11 protein-coding genes are annotated in these 17,442 nt (G+C 54.0%); 7 read left to right on the top strand and 4 right to left on the bottom strand.

All coding sequences use genetic code 11. The features are described from left to right. Window positions 1–30: 30 nt before the first annotated feature. The gene (locus tag BBKW_RS09530) at window positions 31–735 is read left to right on the top strand and encodes a TenA family protein (RefSeq protein ID WP_033501781.1); all 705 of its coding nucleotides are present in this window, start codon (window positions 31–33) and stop codon (window positions 733–735) included. 13 nt (window positions 736–748) lie between these two features. Here BBKW_RS09530 and BBKW_RS09525 read toward each other — a convergent pair whose 3' ends face one another. After that, a complete protein-coding gene (locus BBKW_RS09525; RefSeq protein WP_033501782.1) occupies window positions 749–1,873 on the bottom strand; it encodes an ROK family protein in 1,125 nt (374 codons plus the stop codon). Between the two features lie 481 nt (window positions 1,874–2,354). Here BBKW_RS09525 and BBKW_RS09520 point away from each other — a divergent pair, with 481 nt between their 5' ends. The 4 genes from BBKW_RS09520 to BBKW_RS09505 all read left to right on the top strand — a co-directional run bounded on the left by BBKW_RS09520 (window position 2,355) and on the right by BBKW_RS09505 (window position 7,896). Continuing rightward, complete coding sequence (locus BBKW_RS09520; protein WP_048349553.1) at window positions 2,355–3,296, top strand: ROK family protein; 942 nt, start codon at window positions 2,355–2,357, stop codon at window positions 3,294–3,296. Window positions 3,297–3,374: 78 nt separating this feature from the next. Continuing rightward, a complete protein-coding gene (locus BBKW_RS09515; RefSeq protein WP_033501783.1) occupies window positions 3,375–5,387 on the top strand; it encodes a beta-N-acetylhexosaminidase in 2,013 nt (670 codons plus the stop codon). A 68-nt stretch (window positions 5,388–5,455) separates the two neighbouring features. Further along, window positions 5,456–6,268 (top strand): glucosamine-6-phosphate deaminase, encoded by an 813-nt coding sequence (gene nagB / locus BBKW_RS09510; RefSeq protein WP_033501784.1) that lies wholly within the window; start codon window positions 5,456–5,458, stop codon window positions 6,266–6,268. Between the two features lie 320 nt (window positions 6,269–6,588). Continuing rightward, window positions 6,589–7,896, top strand: a complete 1,308-nt coding sequence (locus BBKW_RS09505; RefSeq protein ID WP_033501816.1) for an N-acetylglucosamine-6-phosphate deacetylase — start codon at window positions 6,589–6,591, stop codon at window positions 7,894–7,896. Between the two features lie 79 nt (window positions 7,897–7,975). On the opposite strand, the gene BBKW_RS09500 is transcribed toward BBKW_RS09505, so the two are convergent. The 3 genes from BBKW_RS09500 to BBKW_RS09490 all read right to left on the bottom strand — a co-directional run bounded on the left by BBKW_RS09500 (window position 7,976) and on the right by BBKW_RS09490 (window position 12,958). Next, window positions 7,976–8,992: a LacI family DNA-binding transcriptional regulator gene (locus BBKW_RS09500; protein WP_033501785.1), complete on the bottom strand. Its 1,017-nt coding sequence runs from the start codon at window positions 8,990–8,992 to the stop codon at window positions 7,976–7,978. A 132-nt stretch (window positions 8,993–9,124) separates the two neighbouring features. Next, on the bottom strand, window positions 9,125–11,581 hold the full coding sequence (locus BBKW_RS09495; RefSeq protein WP_033501786.1) for an EAL domain-containing protein: 2,457 nt from the start codon (window positions 11,579–11,581) through the stop codon (window positions 9,125–9,127). A 108-nt stretch (window positions 11,582–11,689) separates the two neighbouring features. Beyond that, on the bottom strand, window positions 11,690–12,958 hold the full coding sequence (locus BBKW_RS09490) for a chitinase (protein ID WP_231858491.1): 1,269 nt from the start codon (window positions 12,956–12,958) through the stop codon (window positions 11,690–11,692). 458 nt (window positions 12,959–13,416) lie between these two features. On the opposite strand from BBKW_RS09490, the gene BBKW_RS09485 reads away from it, so the two are divergent. Further along, the gene (locus tag BBKW_RS09485) at window positions 13,417–15,504 is read left to right on the top strand and encodes a glycosyltransferase family 2 protein (RefSeq protein WP_231858490.1); all 2,088 of its coding nucleotides are present in this window, start codon (window positions 13,417–13,419) and stop codon (window positions 15,502–15,504) included. 712 nt (window positions 15,505–16,216) lie between these two features. After that, on the top strand, window positions 16,217–17,239 hold the full coding sequence (locus BBKW_RS09480) for a LacI family DNA-binding transcriptional regulator (RefSeq protein ID WP_033501788.1): 1,023 nt from the start codon (window positions 16,217–16,219) through the stop codon (window positions 17,237–17,239). The last annotated feature ends 203 nt before the right edge of the window (window positions 17,240–17,442 follow it).

Genomic DNA, 17,442 nt, shown 5'->3' with positions numbered 1-17,442 from the left:
GCGTTGGCCGCGCTAATCGAAAGGGGTCTTATGACCGTGAATCATGTTCCAGAAGCGCCACAGTCCGCAAGCGGCGATTATGCATGGCTGGGGGCTGAACCTGGTTCTGTGGCCGATCAGCTGTACATGTCGGCTGCTGATGAATGGAATCAGGCCATCAATTCACGTTTTGTGAATGAAATGCTGGATGATACGCTTCCGGAATCGATTTTGAAGTCCTATTTAATTCAGGATTTCAAATTCTTTAATCAAGGCATTATGTCGCATGCAATTGAACTTGCGCCACGTCAGGAAACCAAAGATATGCTGGCAAAACAATCGCAATGGTTTGCTGATAATGAGGCAACATACTTTACGGGATTCCTTAAGGAATATGGAATTACTGACGAAGAATATAATAATTCCGAGCAAACTCCGGCAAATCGCGAGTATTGCGAATATCTCACCAAACTGGTTCAGGGAACGTGGGAAGAGCTGATCACCGCGCTGTGCTGCATGGAATGGATCTATCTCGCTTGGGCCAAGCGCACCATTGATGCGGGTGTTATTCAGCAGATTCCGGCGCACAAAGGCTGGGTTGATTTGCATGAAGGCGATCATTTCCGTGCTTGGACGGGTCGCCTGATCGCGCTCGTCAACGAGTATGCATCGGTGGACGGCTCGGAAGCCGAAGTGTTCCGCACCATCGTGCATCTCGAGCGCCGTTTCTTTGAGGATTCCTACCCGCAGCAGTGAGCGGTGGCCGGGGCTATGCGTCGCCGATGAGGGAGCCGCGTTCGTGGATTGTCGGAACTAGTGTGCGGATTACGATGGTGGCTTGGCCTCGCAATGTGAGATCCTCGCCTTGCCTGCAACGGTGAATTTGCGGCGCTTTCTGATAATCCGTGGTCATGGTGCGCCTGATTTCATCTTCCATTGCGTCGATGAATTGAGCATTGACGATTTCCGGCGCCCCGTATATCGAAATGTCACGCAGATCCAGCAGTCCGGTCGGTATGGCCATGACGCGACCGAGCAGAGCGCCCGCTTCGGCGAGAATGCGTGTACGTGAGGCGGGATCCTGCGCGATGCGTTCTTGCAATCTGTCGTCGGAAACCAACGATTCAAGGCAGCCTCGTTTGCCGCATTCGCAGGTCGGTCCATTCGGATCGACCACCACATGCGCGATTTCTCCGGCCGTGGAGGAGCTGCCTTCGATGATGACGTCGTTGAGGCATAGTGCGGCACCGACGCCTCGTCCGATGGAGATGAGCATGGAATTGGGGGAGCAGTCGCCGAAGAATCGTTCTGCCACAAGCGCCGCGTTGGTGTCGTTGCCTACTAGTGTGGGCACTCCAGTGGCGTTTTCCACTTCGGCTTTCAGTGGCAGTTCGTTCCACTCCAAGTGCACGGATTTGCGCACTACGCCGTCGGGTTCCACGATGCCAGTCACGGCGATGCCGATGCCGAGAATCGGCAGTGGCGTTGAGGCGATGAGCTGCTTGCACAGGCCGATCACGTCATCGACGCTGCAACCGTTGTCTGCAGGAAGTTCGGTGCGGTCCACGATTCTGCCGGAAAGATCCGCCAGCGCTCCTTTGGCGAGTTTCGGATTCGACAGGTCGATGGAAACGATTCGCCAGAAATCAGTGTCGATGGCGAGTACTTGCGAACGTTTGCCACGCCCCTCGCGATTGTCTGGTCCGAGTTCGCGCAGAATGCGATTGTCGACCATTTCGCCGGTCACTTCGCTGGTGGTGAAGCGTGAAAGTCCGATGAGTTTGCCGATATTGGCTCGCGACATTTGCGTTGCGGGGAACAGTTGCTCGAATGCGGCGGTGATATTGCTGATTCGAATATCGGAAGGTGAAGCCTTTGCCTGAGTGCCGCTCATGGTGTCCTCGCTTTCCTGTGTGGGGCTGATACATATTGTAGTTTGCCGCGATGCAAGCGTGTCATGTAATTTTTATTGTCAATAAAGATTACTAAACAAGTAGTATACGTCATTTTTCTCAAATTGAGATGTGCTTACGATTGTCTTAGAATGGCGTAATATCAGCTTTCTTGCGCAATCTCAATCATGCTTCTGATTTAAATGTAAGGAAACTTGACAAAAAAGAATTATGAGGATATGCTGTGACTATCCGGTGCAAGAAGGTGCCGGAATAATCTCACGAAGGAGAGAGATATGCGATCCCACACTCAGCGTTTGATGGTTTGCGCAGCTTCTTTCGCGGCTCTGTGCATGGGTCTTGCAGGATGCGGTTCCAATATCCATCTAACTCCGTGCGTGGCGTAAACGCTGCGCACGGGTGCCCGGAGCAACGGAACAACCGCAATCCGGGCACCTATCCTATTCCAGGCAGGTATATGCAATGAACGCAAGACTGCACCACAACAATCGTCCGCAAGGATGCATCGGTATCGACATCGGCGGCACAAAAATCGAAGGCGTGCTGCTTGACGCAACAGACCGCGTCGTCGACGTTTGCCGTATGCCATCGCATTCCGGCGAAAACAACGTTGTAACCGACATCGTACGCGTCGCACGTACACTCTCCAACGAACCGTTGCCCATCGGCATTGGCATTCCAGGACAGGTGAACTGCGCAACCGGGCAGGTGCGCAACGTTGTCAATCTCGGCATCGAAACCTTAGAACTCGGCGAACGCATTAGTGAGATTATGCACGTTCCGGTTCACGTGGAAAACGATGTGAACGCGGCTGCGGTCGGAGCCACGGAATTCGTGGAGCACGTAGACGGCAACGCAACCGTGGTGTTCCTCAACTTCGGCACCGGCCTGGCCGCAGGGCTCGTACGCGACGGGCAAGCCGAACACGGGTACAGCGGATGCATCGGCGAAATCGGGCACCTTCCCGTCGACCCGAACGGATTCGCATGCCCCTGCGGGCAACGAGGATGCTTGGAAACCGTGGCATCCGGTGGAGCTGTGGCAAAACTCTGGCCCTCCGCAAACCCACCCATGCCTGACCTCATCCGCAAAGCACGGCAAGGAGACGAGCATGCCAACGACGTGCTCGGCAAAGTGGCGCACGGCATGGGGGACGTCATCCAAATCGTCGCCCAAGCCTATGATCCGCAACGCATCATCATCGGCGGAGGCATGGCGAAAACCGGCAATGATCTCATCGAAGTCATTCAAGCCGAACTGAGCCGCAGGGCAGAAGGTTGCCGATTCCTGAACACACTCGACATCGCATCGAAAATCAGAATCGCAGCGGTCGATAAACCAATCGGCGCAATCGGTGCTGCGCTCGCAGCAAAACGAGCACAGCTGGGAAACCAAACAATGTAAGCGACGTGCAACAAGTCGCAGGTAATCGCACGATAATCCGCGTAAAACGGCGCATTTAGAAAGCTGAAAGGCAAATCGATGACAAACGAGAATACCCGTGAATGGGCGATTATTCCCGAACCGAACAGCATGACGGTCGGCGAAGGCGCGGTATCGCTGCCTTACGCGGGTCGTGTGAACGAATCCATTGCAATTGGTGATGGCGATTATCTGCTTGCACGTCAGCTTGTTGCCGGCATACGTTCCACAACAGGGCTTGATTGGGATTACGCGACGGGTTGTATGTGGCCTGGATTCATCAGCTTGCATATTGCGGATTCGGACGCGTCGGAAGAATCTGGCACTCCCGGTGCATACACGCTGACTATCGATACTGACGGTATTGCGATTACCGGTTACGATTTCGAAGGTGTGCGCAACGGTGTGCAGACTCTGCGTCAACTCATAGGGCAAAACGGTGCCGTGCTGCCAGTACTGCAGATCGAAGATGCTCCCGCATATCAGATCAGGGGATATTACTTGGACGCGACGCGCGGTCGTGTACCAACGCTCGCATGGCTCAAACAGTGGGCCGACAAACTATGCCTCTACAAATACAACCAATTGCAGCTCTACATCGAGCATACGTTCGCATTCGACGGCATGAGTGAAACGTGGCGTGGTTCAAGCCCGCTCACGCCGGCAGACATACTTGAATTCGACCAATACTGTGCGAACCTTGGCATCGAACTCGTGCCGTCAGTCTCCACGTTCGGTCACCAATACGTTGCGATGCGCACGCAGGAACTGCGCGAACTTGGCGAATTTCCCGAAGACGCCGACCGGCCGTTCAGCTTCATCGAACGCATGAGGCACCACACACTCAACGTCGCCGACGATCGATCGTTCGCATTCTCCACGCAACTGGTCGACTCGTATCTGCAACTCTTCCGCACGAAACGATTTAATATCTGCGCAGACGAAACCTTCGACCTCGGCAAAGGCCAATCGAAGCAGGAAGCACAACGCGTGGGCGTCGCAACGCTGTACGCAACATACGTGGGCAAACTCTGCGAACACCTTTCCCAGCAAGGCCATGAGCCCATGTTTTGGGGAGACATCGCCATCGAAATGCCGGAAATTCTCGAAACCCTGCCAAACAACGTCACCCTGCTGAACTGGCAGTACGAACCGAAAGCGACCGACGAGAAAATCCAACTTGTGGCGAAAGCCGGAGCCAAACAAATCGTATGCCCGGCCGTATGGGGGTGGAATGCGCTGCTCCCTCGCGTCGACGACGCGTGGAACAACATTGCACGCATCGCACGATACGGCCGCGACTGCGGTGCGGAAGGCATGCTCGTCACCGATTGGGGCGATTTTGGGCATGTCAACGATCCGCGCATGGCCGTGCCTGGCATGATATTCGGTGCGCAATATGCGTGGAATCCAACAGAAAATATTGCTGGAGATACTGACGAAAATAGTGCCGAAAATGATTTGCTCGCGCGTATTTCGCGCGTCGAATATGACGATTGCAGCGCACGGTTCGTCACATTGCTCCGTAGCGCTTCCGCGCAAGCCGTATTCACTTGGCGTGAGCTTGTGGAATATCTCGAATTGGATGATGGTACGGGAAATTGCAATACCGATGTTGCGCAAACTATCCCATGCTTGACCGAGCGTCTTGCCAATCCGGGAAACGCATTGACTTTGCGTGAGGCGCGCGATCGCATGATGCGCAATATGGCAACGACAATCGAACGAATTCCGCAAGCCAATCGTAAGCTGCAGCAATGCATGGTTGAAATTGCGCCGATTATGGCGCATATAGGAAAGCCGGGCATTGCAGCTGCCGTGCGTATCGCCATGGAAGGCCAGCTGTTGCTCAATCGAGTGGGATTCGCGCTCGCCGGCGCGCATGACGTGCGTGATGCGCATGACGTTGACGATCAGCAGCCCTCCGACTGCTGCGCGCTGGCACGCGATCTCGAATGCTGGTGCGAGGCCTATGCGAAGGAATGGGCTGTGACGAGTCAACCATCGGAACTGCATCGCATTCAGGAAACCGTGTGGAAAGCGGCCGACGAGTTGCGGCGAATCAGCAAATAAATCATCAAACAAATTCTCAAGTAATCAGCAAACGAAAACGTCAATCCAAGTTCAATGAAAGGAACATCATGACCGAAGTCATCATCGTGAAAAACGAGCGCGAAGCGGGCGATATTTACGGCCGTTCAGTCGCCGATCTCATCAAAACCAAGCCGAATGCGGTATTGGGTCTGGCAACCGGATCCAGTCCGCTCGCCGCATACCAGTCGCTCGCACGCATTGTACACAGCGAGCATATTGACGTATCGCAGGTGCGCGGTTTCGCATTGGACGAATACTTGGGATTGCCGCTTGATCACCCGCAGTCGTACCATTCCACCATTCACCGCACTGTTGTGGAACCGCTTGGACTGAACCCTGATTTGGTGCACGTGCCTAGTGACGTGCTTGACGGGGCGCCGCTGAGCGACGGCGAACGCATTGCGGCTGCCGGACCCGCCTACGACAGGGCAATTGAAGAGGCTGGTGGCATCGACGTGCAGATTCTGGGCATTGGTACGGATGGGCATGTCGGTTTTAACGAGCCGGGATCATCGCTTGCTTCTGGCACGCGTGTCAAAACGCTGGTTGAACAGACACGCATCGACAACGCCCGATTCTTTGACGACGACATCAACAAGGTGCCTACGCATTGCATCACGCAGGGCATTGGTACGATTCTCAAGGCTCGTCACTTGGTGCTGCTTGCCTTCGGATCAGGCAAGGCTGAAGCTGTGGCCGAAACGGTGGAGGGTGGTGTGAGCGCGTTCTGCCCGGCGTCCGCGTTGCAAATGCATCCGCACGCCACCATTATTGTGGACGAAGAGGCTGCGAGCCGCCTACGTCACAAGGACTATTACCGTTACGCCTACGCTCACAAGCCCTCTTGGCAGCACATCTGATTGCTGCTCTGCAGTCGGTGTCCGCTAGCGTCCGGATTCTTCCATTCGCTGGAACATTCTGGACGTTTTTCGGCCTGTCAGCGGGAAGATTCCTCCACTCGCTGGAAGGTTTTGGGCAGTACGGGGGTATTTTCCAGTCCAGATTCCTCCACTGACTGGAGGAATCTGGACTCTGAGGTGGCTGTTAGCGGGAGAATTTCTCCACTGACTGGAGGAATTGGGTTGTTGATGGGCTTGTCAGCGGGGTAATTCTTCCACTGACTGGAAGAATTGGATGCTAATTGAGGAATATGGCTGTGAGTGAGTCGGAAGGTTTGAATATGGAACAGTCTCGGGAGTGGTTTGCGAATGAGGTGGACGTTGCGTTAGCGCAGTCGGCCCGTCCGTTTGCGATTCACAATGCGCGTAAAGTCGATGCGCGAGGTGTTGCGGAACATTATTGGCTGGTTTCCGATGGTAGCGCGATTATTGCGACTGGGAATCGGGACGATGACTTTGCTACGGCTTGTGCAAGCGTCGGTTTAGATGCCGATGCTGATTCCGATTCGGTCAGTTCGGTCGGTTCCGGCGATTCCATGACCGGTTCGGTCGGTTCCGTGACCAACGCTGCAGGCCGCATGATGACTCCCGGTTACGTCGACATTCATGCGCACGGTTCGTGGGGGAGTTCCTTTGATGATGGTGTGCAAGGCATACGCACGGCTCGCGCAGGTCATATGATGCACGGCACCACCCGCCAAGTGCTCAGTTTGATCACCAATCCGCTTGATGTGATGTGCGCCAATCTTCAAACCGTGCGTGGCATGATGAATGCTCGCCCTGACATTCTTGGCGCGCATTTGGAAGGTCCGTTCCTCGCGTTGTCTCGCAAAGGTGCGCATGATCCGGAATGCTTGAAGGATCCGGTTCCCGAATATGTTGATCGTCTTTTGCAAGCGGCAGACGGCTGTTTGCGGCAGATTACCATTGCGCCCGAATTGCCTCACGGTATTTATGCGATTCGTCGTTTTGCTGCGGCTGGAGTGGTTCCTGCGGTGGGACATTGCGATGCCGATTATGCAACCGCTCGCAAGGGTTTTAATGCGGGTGCTGGCATTATGACGCACATGTTCAATGCGATGAATGGTTTGCATCATCGTGAGCCTGGTCCGATTCCGGCTGCTGTTGAGGACCCGCGCGTCACTGTTGAGTTGATTAATGATGGTTTTCATGTGCAGGATCCGATGGTGCGTTTGGGATTTGGCTTCGCCCCGCATCGCATTGCGTTTGTGACCGACGCTATGGCTGCCACCGATTGCCCGGATGGTCATTATTTGCTGGGTGCGTTGGATGTGAATGTGATTGACGGTCATGCTCGTCTTGCATCGAATGGTGCGATAGCCGGTTCCACGTTGACGTTGGAAAAGGCTGTTCAGCGCGCGGTGCTCGAATTAGGATTCACGCCTACCGACGCGGTGGAAGCCGCCACGTTGACTCCGGCCAAAGCATTCGGTTTCGATCGTGCGAACCCGGTCACCAAGCAGCCGCTCGGCCTGCTTGCCCCCGGCTATGCTGCCGACGTGCTTCTGCTCAACCCCGCCACTTGGGCTGTCGAGCACGTCTGGTGCGACGCCCACCTCCTTCGTTGAGGCGCGATTGCTGAAACGTAATTGCAGGACCGGCTCCGTAACAGGATGCCGGTCCTTGCTGTATCTCGAGTTTTTGTTTTCAGTCTTGCGGGGTGAAGCTGTCGCGGACGACGAGACTGGTGGAGATTCGCATATGCTGGCTGATTTTGCGGTTGGCGGTCAGTGCTTCGGCAAGCATGAGTACTGCGGCTTTCGCAAGCTCGTCCTGGCTGATGTCGTACGACGATAATGCGGGAGACGTGTATTCCGCGATCTCCTGATTGTTGATGCTGATTACTTTGATATCTCGCGGTACCATCACATTTTCGGTGGCAAACGCCTGTAGCACGCCAACAGCCAACGGATCGGCGGCAACGATCACTGCATCTGGCAAATCGTCAGCATGATCCTGCACTAACTGACGCCCCTGCAAACGGCCGTTTTCCACAGTGAACGGGCCATCCGCATACACCAATCCCTTCACATCCAAACCCAAACGCAGCGCCCAATTGCGAAATGCGAACGTACGAACGTCTTCCGGATATTCATGCTCGCCCATAATGTTGCCCAAGCCGCCAATAAAGCCGATTCGTGAGTAGCCGGACGCCATAAGCGCGTCAATCGCATCCAAGATCGTCTGTTCCAAATCGGGTTGCACCGAATCGAACAATGCCGGCGCAGGATTGATGTCGATGAAGACGCCGTGGGGAAGTTTCTTATGCAGACGGTGCAACGTCTTACGATCCAACGGCGACGGGCCAATCGAAATGAAGCCCGCGTATTTGTCGGCGTTGGCGATCAGCGAATCTACGTCCTTCTGCATGGTCACGTTCATGAGCTGCTCTTCGGCATGCTTGACGAGCACTTCGCGCAACTCGTCGAAATACGCGTCCTGCAAACCCTCGTCGGGAACGACATTGTCGAGAATCGCAACATTTTGCGGAATGGTGATGCGTTGGTATTGCGGTACGTTCTTGTACCCCATTTCCAGACTGGCGTTTAGGATTTTCTCGCGGGTGGAATCCTTCACCGAAAAGGTGGGATCGTCCTTCAAAACCCTCGAAACAGTGGCTTGGGAGAAACCTACCCGTTTTGCTATCTCTCTGATAGTGGACATTCGAATCCTCCTCAAAGCCATCATTGGCTAAACAAGTTTACTAATTAATTTAGCACATATGATTCCATTCTGCCGTATTTCCTCCAAGCATTTCACGAGATAAAGCAGTCGTGCGGCAAACGAGAATCCTCTTTACTCAGCTTGCCTCGGAGCGGCTTCGGGCAATGCAGTGCCCATGGTTTCGAGGCGCATGAGGAACTCGTTGGCGCTCATGGCGTTGCTCAACAGCGTGCCCTCCGCAAGCGTGCCTCCGATGGAACGGATGAACTCAACCTGATCCAAAGTCTCCACGCCATCGAACACCACATGGAACGCATCATTATCGCGCGAAATATCGAGCGTGCGCTGCATGATCTGCTTCGCGCGAGGCGTACGGAAATCACGGACTACCGTCTTGTCGAATCGTACGAAATCCAACGGCAGATGCGCGAACGCAGCAACCTCCGAATACGTGGTGCCAGCATTGGTCAAACCCAACTCGACGTTCGGCAAAGCGGCAAGATCGGCAACCTCATCATCAACTTCATCATGCGCCACATGAATGGCATGCGATCCCAACTGCAAACCGAAACGCAGCTGTGGCTGCTCATGAGTCAACTGCTCCATGCGCTCGTGGAAGATGGACGCGCCTAATTCCGAACCATTCATGCAAATGTCCACAATATCCAATTCGGGTGCCACCTGGCGGAATGCGGTCATGTCTTTCACGCAGGTTTCCAGCACGTCAAGCGTCAGCTGCACGCTCATGTTGAGGCGATGCGCTTCGGCTGTTACGAAATATGGTGCCAGCGTACGGCCCTTCGCGTCATGCACGCGCACAATCGTATCCAGCGAAGTGATGCGCTTCGTATTCACATCGAAAATCGGCTGGTAGAGCACGGAAATCGTATTGTCTTCGATCGCATGGCGAAGCACATCGGACGCGTTGACGTAATCGTCTGAACTATTTTGCGCGGCGAGTGTGGCCGTCGTGCCGTCGACCGCCGGCAGATTGGAACTTTCCAACGCGTAAATATGCGCGCTCGCATCAGCAAGTAGCACGGCGAAACCGTCCGTCGCATTCGAGAACGAAATACTGCTCGACACGTCCACGGAAACCTCACCCTCTTCGGTGTGTACCGGCATGACGGCAAGATTGCGCATGCGTGTGGCCAACTCCTCCACATCACTGGTTGACGTCACATCGGTTACGATCATGGCGAATTCCGCGCCGTTCACGCGATACAATGTGACATTATTCGGCAGCAGCTGGCTTAAACGCATGCCCACGGATCGCAGCACGGCATTGCCGATCTTGCGTCCATAATGTTCGTTGACGGTGCGCAAATGCTCCACGCTGAAATACACCACGGCAACCAGATTATGCACATTCTCGGTTTGCAGGCTCTTCAAATGCCCGATGAACGCACGATACGTGAGTGCTCCAGTCAGCGTATCCGTTTCCGATTCGGTGCGCAGCAGCGTCACTTCCTTGTTCACGCGTAACGATTCAGTAAGTATTTCGCCGCAGGTGAGCAATATCGTCTCGTCGGTCGACATGAACGGACGATTCCAAATACTGCGTTCCGTCGCGAGATAATACTGTCGCGAGCCGGTGGAAATAGGCGCGGAATAGCGGTAGGAATACCCTCTTTTATCAAGATTGTTTGCATTGCTGATGAAACAGCGCATGCGGGTGAGACCACGATTAATGCGTCTTACCACGGTCTCTTCCGGAACTTGATTCGGCAACGGCAGCGCGTCACTCACATTCGCTATGCATTTCAACGCACTTCGGGATCGCGCGAGCCGGCTCATCGTATCGACCGTCATCAGCAACAGCGAGCAGGCGATCAGTGCCAGCATGAACACGGAAAGCACGGTGGCAGTATCCGAGCCAATATTGGCGAACTCCAGAATTTCGGGAATCCACACAATCGCCATCAAATCAGCCAAAGCCATGGCAAGAATGTGAGACAGCGAATACTCGTGCATGGCTTTACGAATCGGAATTTGTACAAAAAAGAACGTTACAATATCACAAATCAATCGAATAATCGGCACTGCAGCAGTTATAATCAGTAATGGCAGCAACCAATGCTGAAATTGATAAGGATTAATCGCAGCATTGACGGAATTCTGTCTGATAATAATCGACAGTACGTGAGAAGTATTCGCAAATAATATTTTGATCAGTGGGATTGGCGCAAGTGTGGTTCCGGCGTGAAGAATGCCGATTTTCAGACTGCGTGCGGTGATGATCGACGTGATGATGGTAACGATGATCAGGAACATGGCCACGTTGGGGAAATAGCCGGTTACCAGCAGTATGACGGTCAACGGTGGCAGCACGGTGTGTTCGGCGGCAACGCGATACGACGAACGCTTTTTGTGGTAGATCAGGCACAGCAGAAAACACAGCGACCATATGCAGATGCGCGCAGGGGCTTCCATAAGTCGCTGCACGCCTTCCTGCGCATGGAATGCGATTGCGACCGCGAGAAACAGCGTGTAGATAACGGCCAGAATGGTGAGTCTGACTGGCTTTCTGATGCCGTCTCTTGAGTGGCTGCCGGTGGTTGCCTGATGTTTCGATTGCTTCGATGCCATGATTGTTTTTCGTTCCCTTGTTGCGCGCCACTTTTGCTGAAAAGTAGCGACTGTCTTGTGTTACCGCCTTGTATTGTGTCTATGATTGTGCCTCGCTGCGGCAAGCGTTTATAGCACCGGTCCGATGATGCGCCACGGTGCGTTGGTGCCTTCCTCGGCGCTGTCTGGCTGCTCGTTTTCGTTGTTGCCCAGCGATTCGTAGATATTGCCGTTCCAGATCACCTTGTCGCCTTGCTTGTACAGTACGTCTGGCTCCCATGTGGGGTAGGCCTGCTGAGAGGAATTCCAGCTTGTGTTGTCGAAATCGACGAGCGTGCCCGGTGTGCCTCGGAATCCTGATCCCAGAGTGGTGGCGAATTCGCCGTCCGTCTGTTTCCTGCCGCTGCAGAACGTTTTGAGCGTGTTTGTGTTCGTATAGTTTTCGCCGCATTGCTGGTCGCGGTTCAACGACCACATGCTTAAGTGTCCCAGGCTTGTTTCCAGCGCGAACGTGTTGATCTCGCGCGCATTGTCGAGCGTGAAATACTCGTTTTTGGTGTCATTCTGGCCGATGAGCACGGTGGCTCCCAGCAGTTCCCAGATCTGATGGTCGCTGAAGAGTCTGCCGCGACTGTACAGTAAGGTTTTGTATTGCGCGTGGGCCGCGTTCAATGAGCTTTTAATCAGGGTGGATTGTGTGATCGACGTGGATGCCACGTTGAAATCCATGGTCATGAGATTCACGGTGGAGAGTGTCACGCCAGCATCCAGAAACGCATTCACGGTTTGCATTCCTTGCGCTGTAAGGCCTTTCGCGTCGGCTGGAAGCGTCAGGCTGATGATCAGATCGTGACTGGTGTCGTCTTTTCCTTTGTTTTTCGCTTTTTCATTGGCGATGAGTTTTACCACGGCTTGCGCTCGCCGGGTTGCGGTTTCACTGTAGCCGTCGAGATTCGTGTTTTCGATATCGAAGTCGAGCGAGGTGATGTGATAGCGGTCGATCACCTGCTGGTATGCGTTGGCAAGTGCGTCGACGTCGGTGCATGCGGCGGCCAGTTCGGTGCCGTTCTGCCCGCCGAAGCTGACGGTTACCGTGCGGTCGGTTTTGTAGGTTTGCGCGATGCGACTGTCAAGATCAAGTGTGGAGGCCGCTTCATCAAGCGTGTAATAGCCGCCCCAGCTTGGCTGGCAGCCGTCGCCGGCAGTGACGAATCCGAGAATCACATTCCGGTAGACATTGCCCACCTTGGATTCGAACTCGTATGAGGGGGTTGTGGTCACGTCCACATAGCCGCCGAACCAGGGCTCCGGCAATTTCTTAGCCGCCGTTCGCGTGAACGTGATCCACGACCATGTGCCGGCCGCGACGAGCGCGATGCATAGTATTGCTATGAACAATCGGAGGAAGGAAAAACGCCTTCCTGGAAACAAGGGTTTCATTATTCCCTTTCATCAAGAATCGTCAAGCTGCTATGCCGATGGGGGTCATCGGATGGTCAAACAGGCTGTGCCCCCCGCTTGGCTTCAGTGCGCAGGCGGGGGATTTTACGGGGATTGGGTATTTCTCTCGTGCGCTGGCTCTCTTATATCTCGCTAACAGTAAGGGAGTGTAGTATATGGCTGGTACGACGATTTAGGCAGTGATGTATTTTTTGCGCCGGTGAGGCGGCGCCGGCAATTCAAAGGGGTTTGAGGCAGTGAAAATAGGGGGTAATGAAGGCGGTGATCGCAAGCATCAATGGGGAGCGGAAACCTCCACACAACCGCTTGCCATCATGCATGCTAAGCCTTCTCCAACACGCGTTGTGCTCGGTTATGTTGCGATTGCATGCACGGTTATTTCATGGCTTGTCTACATGATCACGATGATCCTGTCGTTGTTCGTCAACAATCCCTCACTCACATTACGTTTCGTGGTTGAAGGCGTGCTGTACATGACGATTGTGACCACGCTGATTTTCAGTGCGCTCGTCTACTTGACGACACGGCAAGCGGCGCTATATCGCTTCATTCGGCATGAACGCGTACCTCGAGCCATGCTCGACGACCATTTCGCACACAACTACAGCAAAGGCATCACCGTACTCATCCCATCGTATGTGGAACAGCCAAAAGTCGTCGAAAAAACAATCTGGTCAGCCGCACTGCAAGAATTTCCCGACCTTGCAGTCGTACTCTTAATCGACGATCCTCCGCATTCCAAAAATGACGAAGCGCGTGCGATCCTCAAAGCAAGCCGCGAACTCATGCCAAAAGTGCTCGCCGAATTGGCGGCACCAGCCGAACGTTTCACCAAAGCGCGCGACGAAACCGCAGCGACGCTCGCCAACCAGATGAGCGCAAGACGTAGCGTGGTCGCACACTGTGCGGAAGACTACCGTGCGGCAGCGCAATGGCTGGAACACAAAGCCGATATGTGGCTGATCGAAGATCATACCGACGATTTCTTCTGCGATCAGGTATTGCGCGGTCTTGCGCGAGACTTGCGTTTGACGGAACAGGCGTTGAACGAGTCGATCACATTGCAGCAGCATGTCGACGCGAATCGCATTCTGCAACTGTATGAACGTTTGGTACGTATCTTCACCGCAAAAGGATGGTCTTTCGAGCGCAAACTGTACGCATCGACCTCCCGTGAAGGCAACAAAGCCATGAATCTGAATTCGTTCATCGGATTGATGGGTCACTCGCTGAAGCGTGTGGAAACGTCGGATGGCGTGATTTTGCGTGACGTGCGCGAGGACGAATCTCCCGATTTTGTGATGCGTAATTCCGAATATGTGCTGACGTTGGATGCCGATTCCATGCTGCTGCGCGATTACTGCCTGCGTTTGGTGTATCAGATGGAACAGCCCGGCAATGAGCGCGTGGCCGTGATCCAAACCCCGTATTCCTCGTATCGTGGAGCGCCGACGCGAATCGAACGTATCGCGGCCGCCACCACCGACATTCAGCACATGCTGCATCAGGGCATGACGTACTATGACGCCACGTTCTGGGTAGGTGCGAACGCGGTGATCCGCAAGGCCGCGCTTGACGACATTTGCGTGGTCTCAACTGAGGGCACGCGCACGGTGAAAACGTATATTCAGGACCGCACGGTGATCGAAGATACCGAATCCAGCATTGATTTGGGCTATTTCGGCTGGCATCTGGTTAATTATCCAGAGAGGTTGAGTTATAGTGCCACACCGCCGGATTTCGGCTCATTGGTGGTGCAGCGACGACGTTGGGCGAATGGTGGTCTGCTGATTATCGGCAAATTCTTCCGTATTGTGCATGCGCGGCATCAACAAGGCAATGATGTGACGTTGGGCGAGTGGGCGTTGCGCGTGAACTATATGGCGTCCATCGCATGGTCGAGTTTCGGCTTGATGTTCCTGTTGGCGTATCCGTTCGATCAGCGGCTGCTCAGCCCGTGGGTGGTGTTCGCTTCGTTGCCGTATTTTGCCACCATGTCTAGCGATTTGAAACGCAACGGATATAAGCGTTCCGATATTTTCCGTATTTACGGTTTCAATATCGTGCTGTTGACGGTGAATCTTTCCGGTACGCTCAAGTCGATTCAGCAGGGCATGACGAACACGAAGATTCCGTTCGCGCGTACGCCGAAGGTCAATAATCGTACCGCTTCTCCGGCATTGTATGTGACGATGCCGTGGGTGATCATTATTTATTCGTGCATGGTGTTCTATGCCGATACGTTTTCGCATAATTGGGGTAACGCGGTGTTCGCCGGATTCAATGCGATCGTGACGTTCTGGGCGCTGACCGCATATATCGGCATCTGGCATTCCGTGCAAGACATGGTGGTCGGTCTGATTCGTTGGTTCTTCGTGCCGATTAAGGAGCCACAGCAGGAGGCTGCCCGCAAAAAGTCTTCCTGGCGTGACGTTCTCTATTTCGGCGACCGCCAAATGATCTACGAGTCCCGCCCGCTCTGATCGATATGCGCGTGCCGGGTCGTTTGCGCGTATTCCGAAAGCATAAAAGAGTTGTTATCTTCGTGTGAAGGTATCATTGAGATACAAACTTTTGAAAACCTTGTCCGTATCGGCTTGCCGGTCGGTTGGAACGGGCTAAGAAGGTTTGCAAATCCGCAAAGAAGGTTTCCGCCGTGCTACTTGTCCTACGTTAGAAGTGGCTAGGCTAGGGGCGGGTCGAAGCGACCTTGTGTCGAGCGCCTCCTAGGGTCCGATGGGAATGGGATCGTCCGTGCGGAGGGACAGTAAACAAAGCCTTCGATGGCGCGGTAATTCCGGGAGCAAGACCCATCGTGCTCCCGGTTTTTATACATATGGCAAGGGGTTGCGTTGGCGGATGACGGCAGACTTTGGTGCCTGTCCCATCGCCGGTTGATACAAAACCTGTCTGCTACAGAAAGCGAAAGAAGTAGCGGCAAAATCTGCGGTAGTTTGTTTGGTTCTCTTATTGTCGGGGAATGATGGGCAGGCGGGTCAGAACGTTTGACAAATCGGAATTACTGTTTTACGATTAGTGAAACGTTTCGACGAAACGATTCGATAAATTTGTCGAACGGGGTCTGTGAGAGAGATTCCGGGAGACTTGGCGGATGGTTTCGTTGAATGATAAGTGAGGATTGCGGCATCTGCAATGTGTGGCGCGAGTGACTTGGAGAGCCGAAGGAGGCGGAAGATGGCGGGCATCAAAGACGTGGCCCAGGAGGCTGGAGTGTCGGTTAGCACCGTTTCGTACGCGCTTTCCGGCAAGCGTTCCATTTCCGCCAAAACCACCGACAAGGTGATGGCCGCCGTTGAACGGCTCGGCTATACGCCGGATGCCAGCGCCCGCAAAATGCGTGGCATGCGTAATCATATTTTTGCGCTCAGTGCGCCGATCCGCGGCGATATTAATCAGGCCAAATACAACGCTTACTTTCTGCAGACCGCATGGCAGGCGAAGAACCGCGGCTACGATGTACTGTTGCTTACCGGCGAGGATGCGGTGGCCGACATCCGCCGAGTGACGCAAAGCAATTTGGTTGATGGCGTGGTGTTGCTTGATATTGAGGAGCGTGACGAGCGTACCGCTCAGGCTGGTTCGTATTCCAAACCCTGTGTGGCCATCGGTTACCCTGCGGAGCATGAAGGTTGCGCCTGCGTCGATATCGATTTTGCTGAGGCTGGTCGTATGGCTGCGGATTGCCTGTATTCCAAGGGGCATCGCAACGCCATGTTTTTGCGTGACAATGAGACCGATTACGATCGCGGTTCGGGCTATGTGTTGCTGTTTCGCGAGGCTTTGCTGGAACGCGCCAAAGAGTTGGGCATGACGATTCATGAATCCTCCAAGCATCGGGATGATCGTTTTGATGCGGCGGAATTCGTGCGCGAGCTTCGTTCTTCGGGCGAGCGCCCCACGGCGATTGTCAACCAGGCGAACGCCAACGTGCTGAAGTTGGTATTGCAGCAGTTGCAGGCTTCGGAATTGCGTGTGCCGGATGATATTTCGGTATTGTCGTGCGGTACGTATTTCGAGGGGGAGCTGATGCCCCAGCCGATTACCGAAATGCCGGTCATGCCGCAGGAACTATGTTCCAAGGCTGTGGATCTGTTGGTCGAGGCCATCGACGAGCATCGCGACATCAAGGGATTGGTGGAGCTGTCCACTCCGGTCATGCATAGTCGAGGTTCCGTTACCAAAGTCGGTGACGCATGATAGGAAAACCGTAGGTGCGTGCCCGTGAAAGGCGGGTGGTTTTTACGCTCATAATCGAAACGATTCGAAAGTAAGCGAAGACGCTGAAAACGAAGCGAAGATGGTGATTTCTGAAGTGAAAACCACTGAACTTTACCCATCGTTGAAACGTTTCGAAAAAAGGGAAAAACATATACCAATCTTCATAACTGAAAAACAATTCA

This window comes from Bifidobacterium catenulatum subsp. kashiwanohense JCM 15439 = DSM 21854 (assembly GCF_001042615.1).
GTDB classification, from domain to species: domain Bacteria; phylum Actinomycetota; class Actinomycetes; order Actinomycetales; family Bifidobacteriaceae; genus Bifidobacterium; species Bifidobacterium catenulatum.
This window is presented reverse-complemented; position numbering and strand designations above follow the sequence as displayed.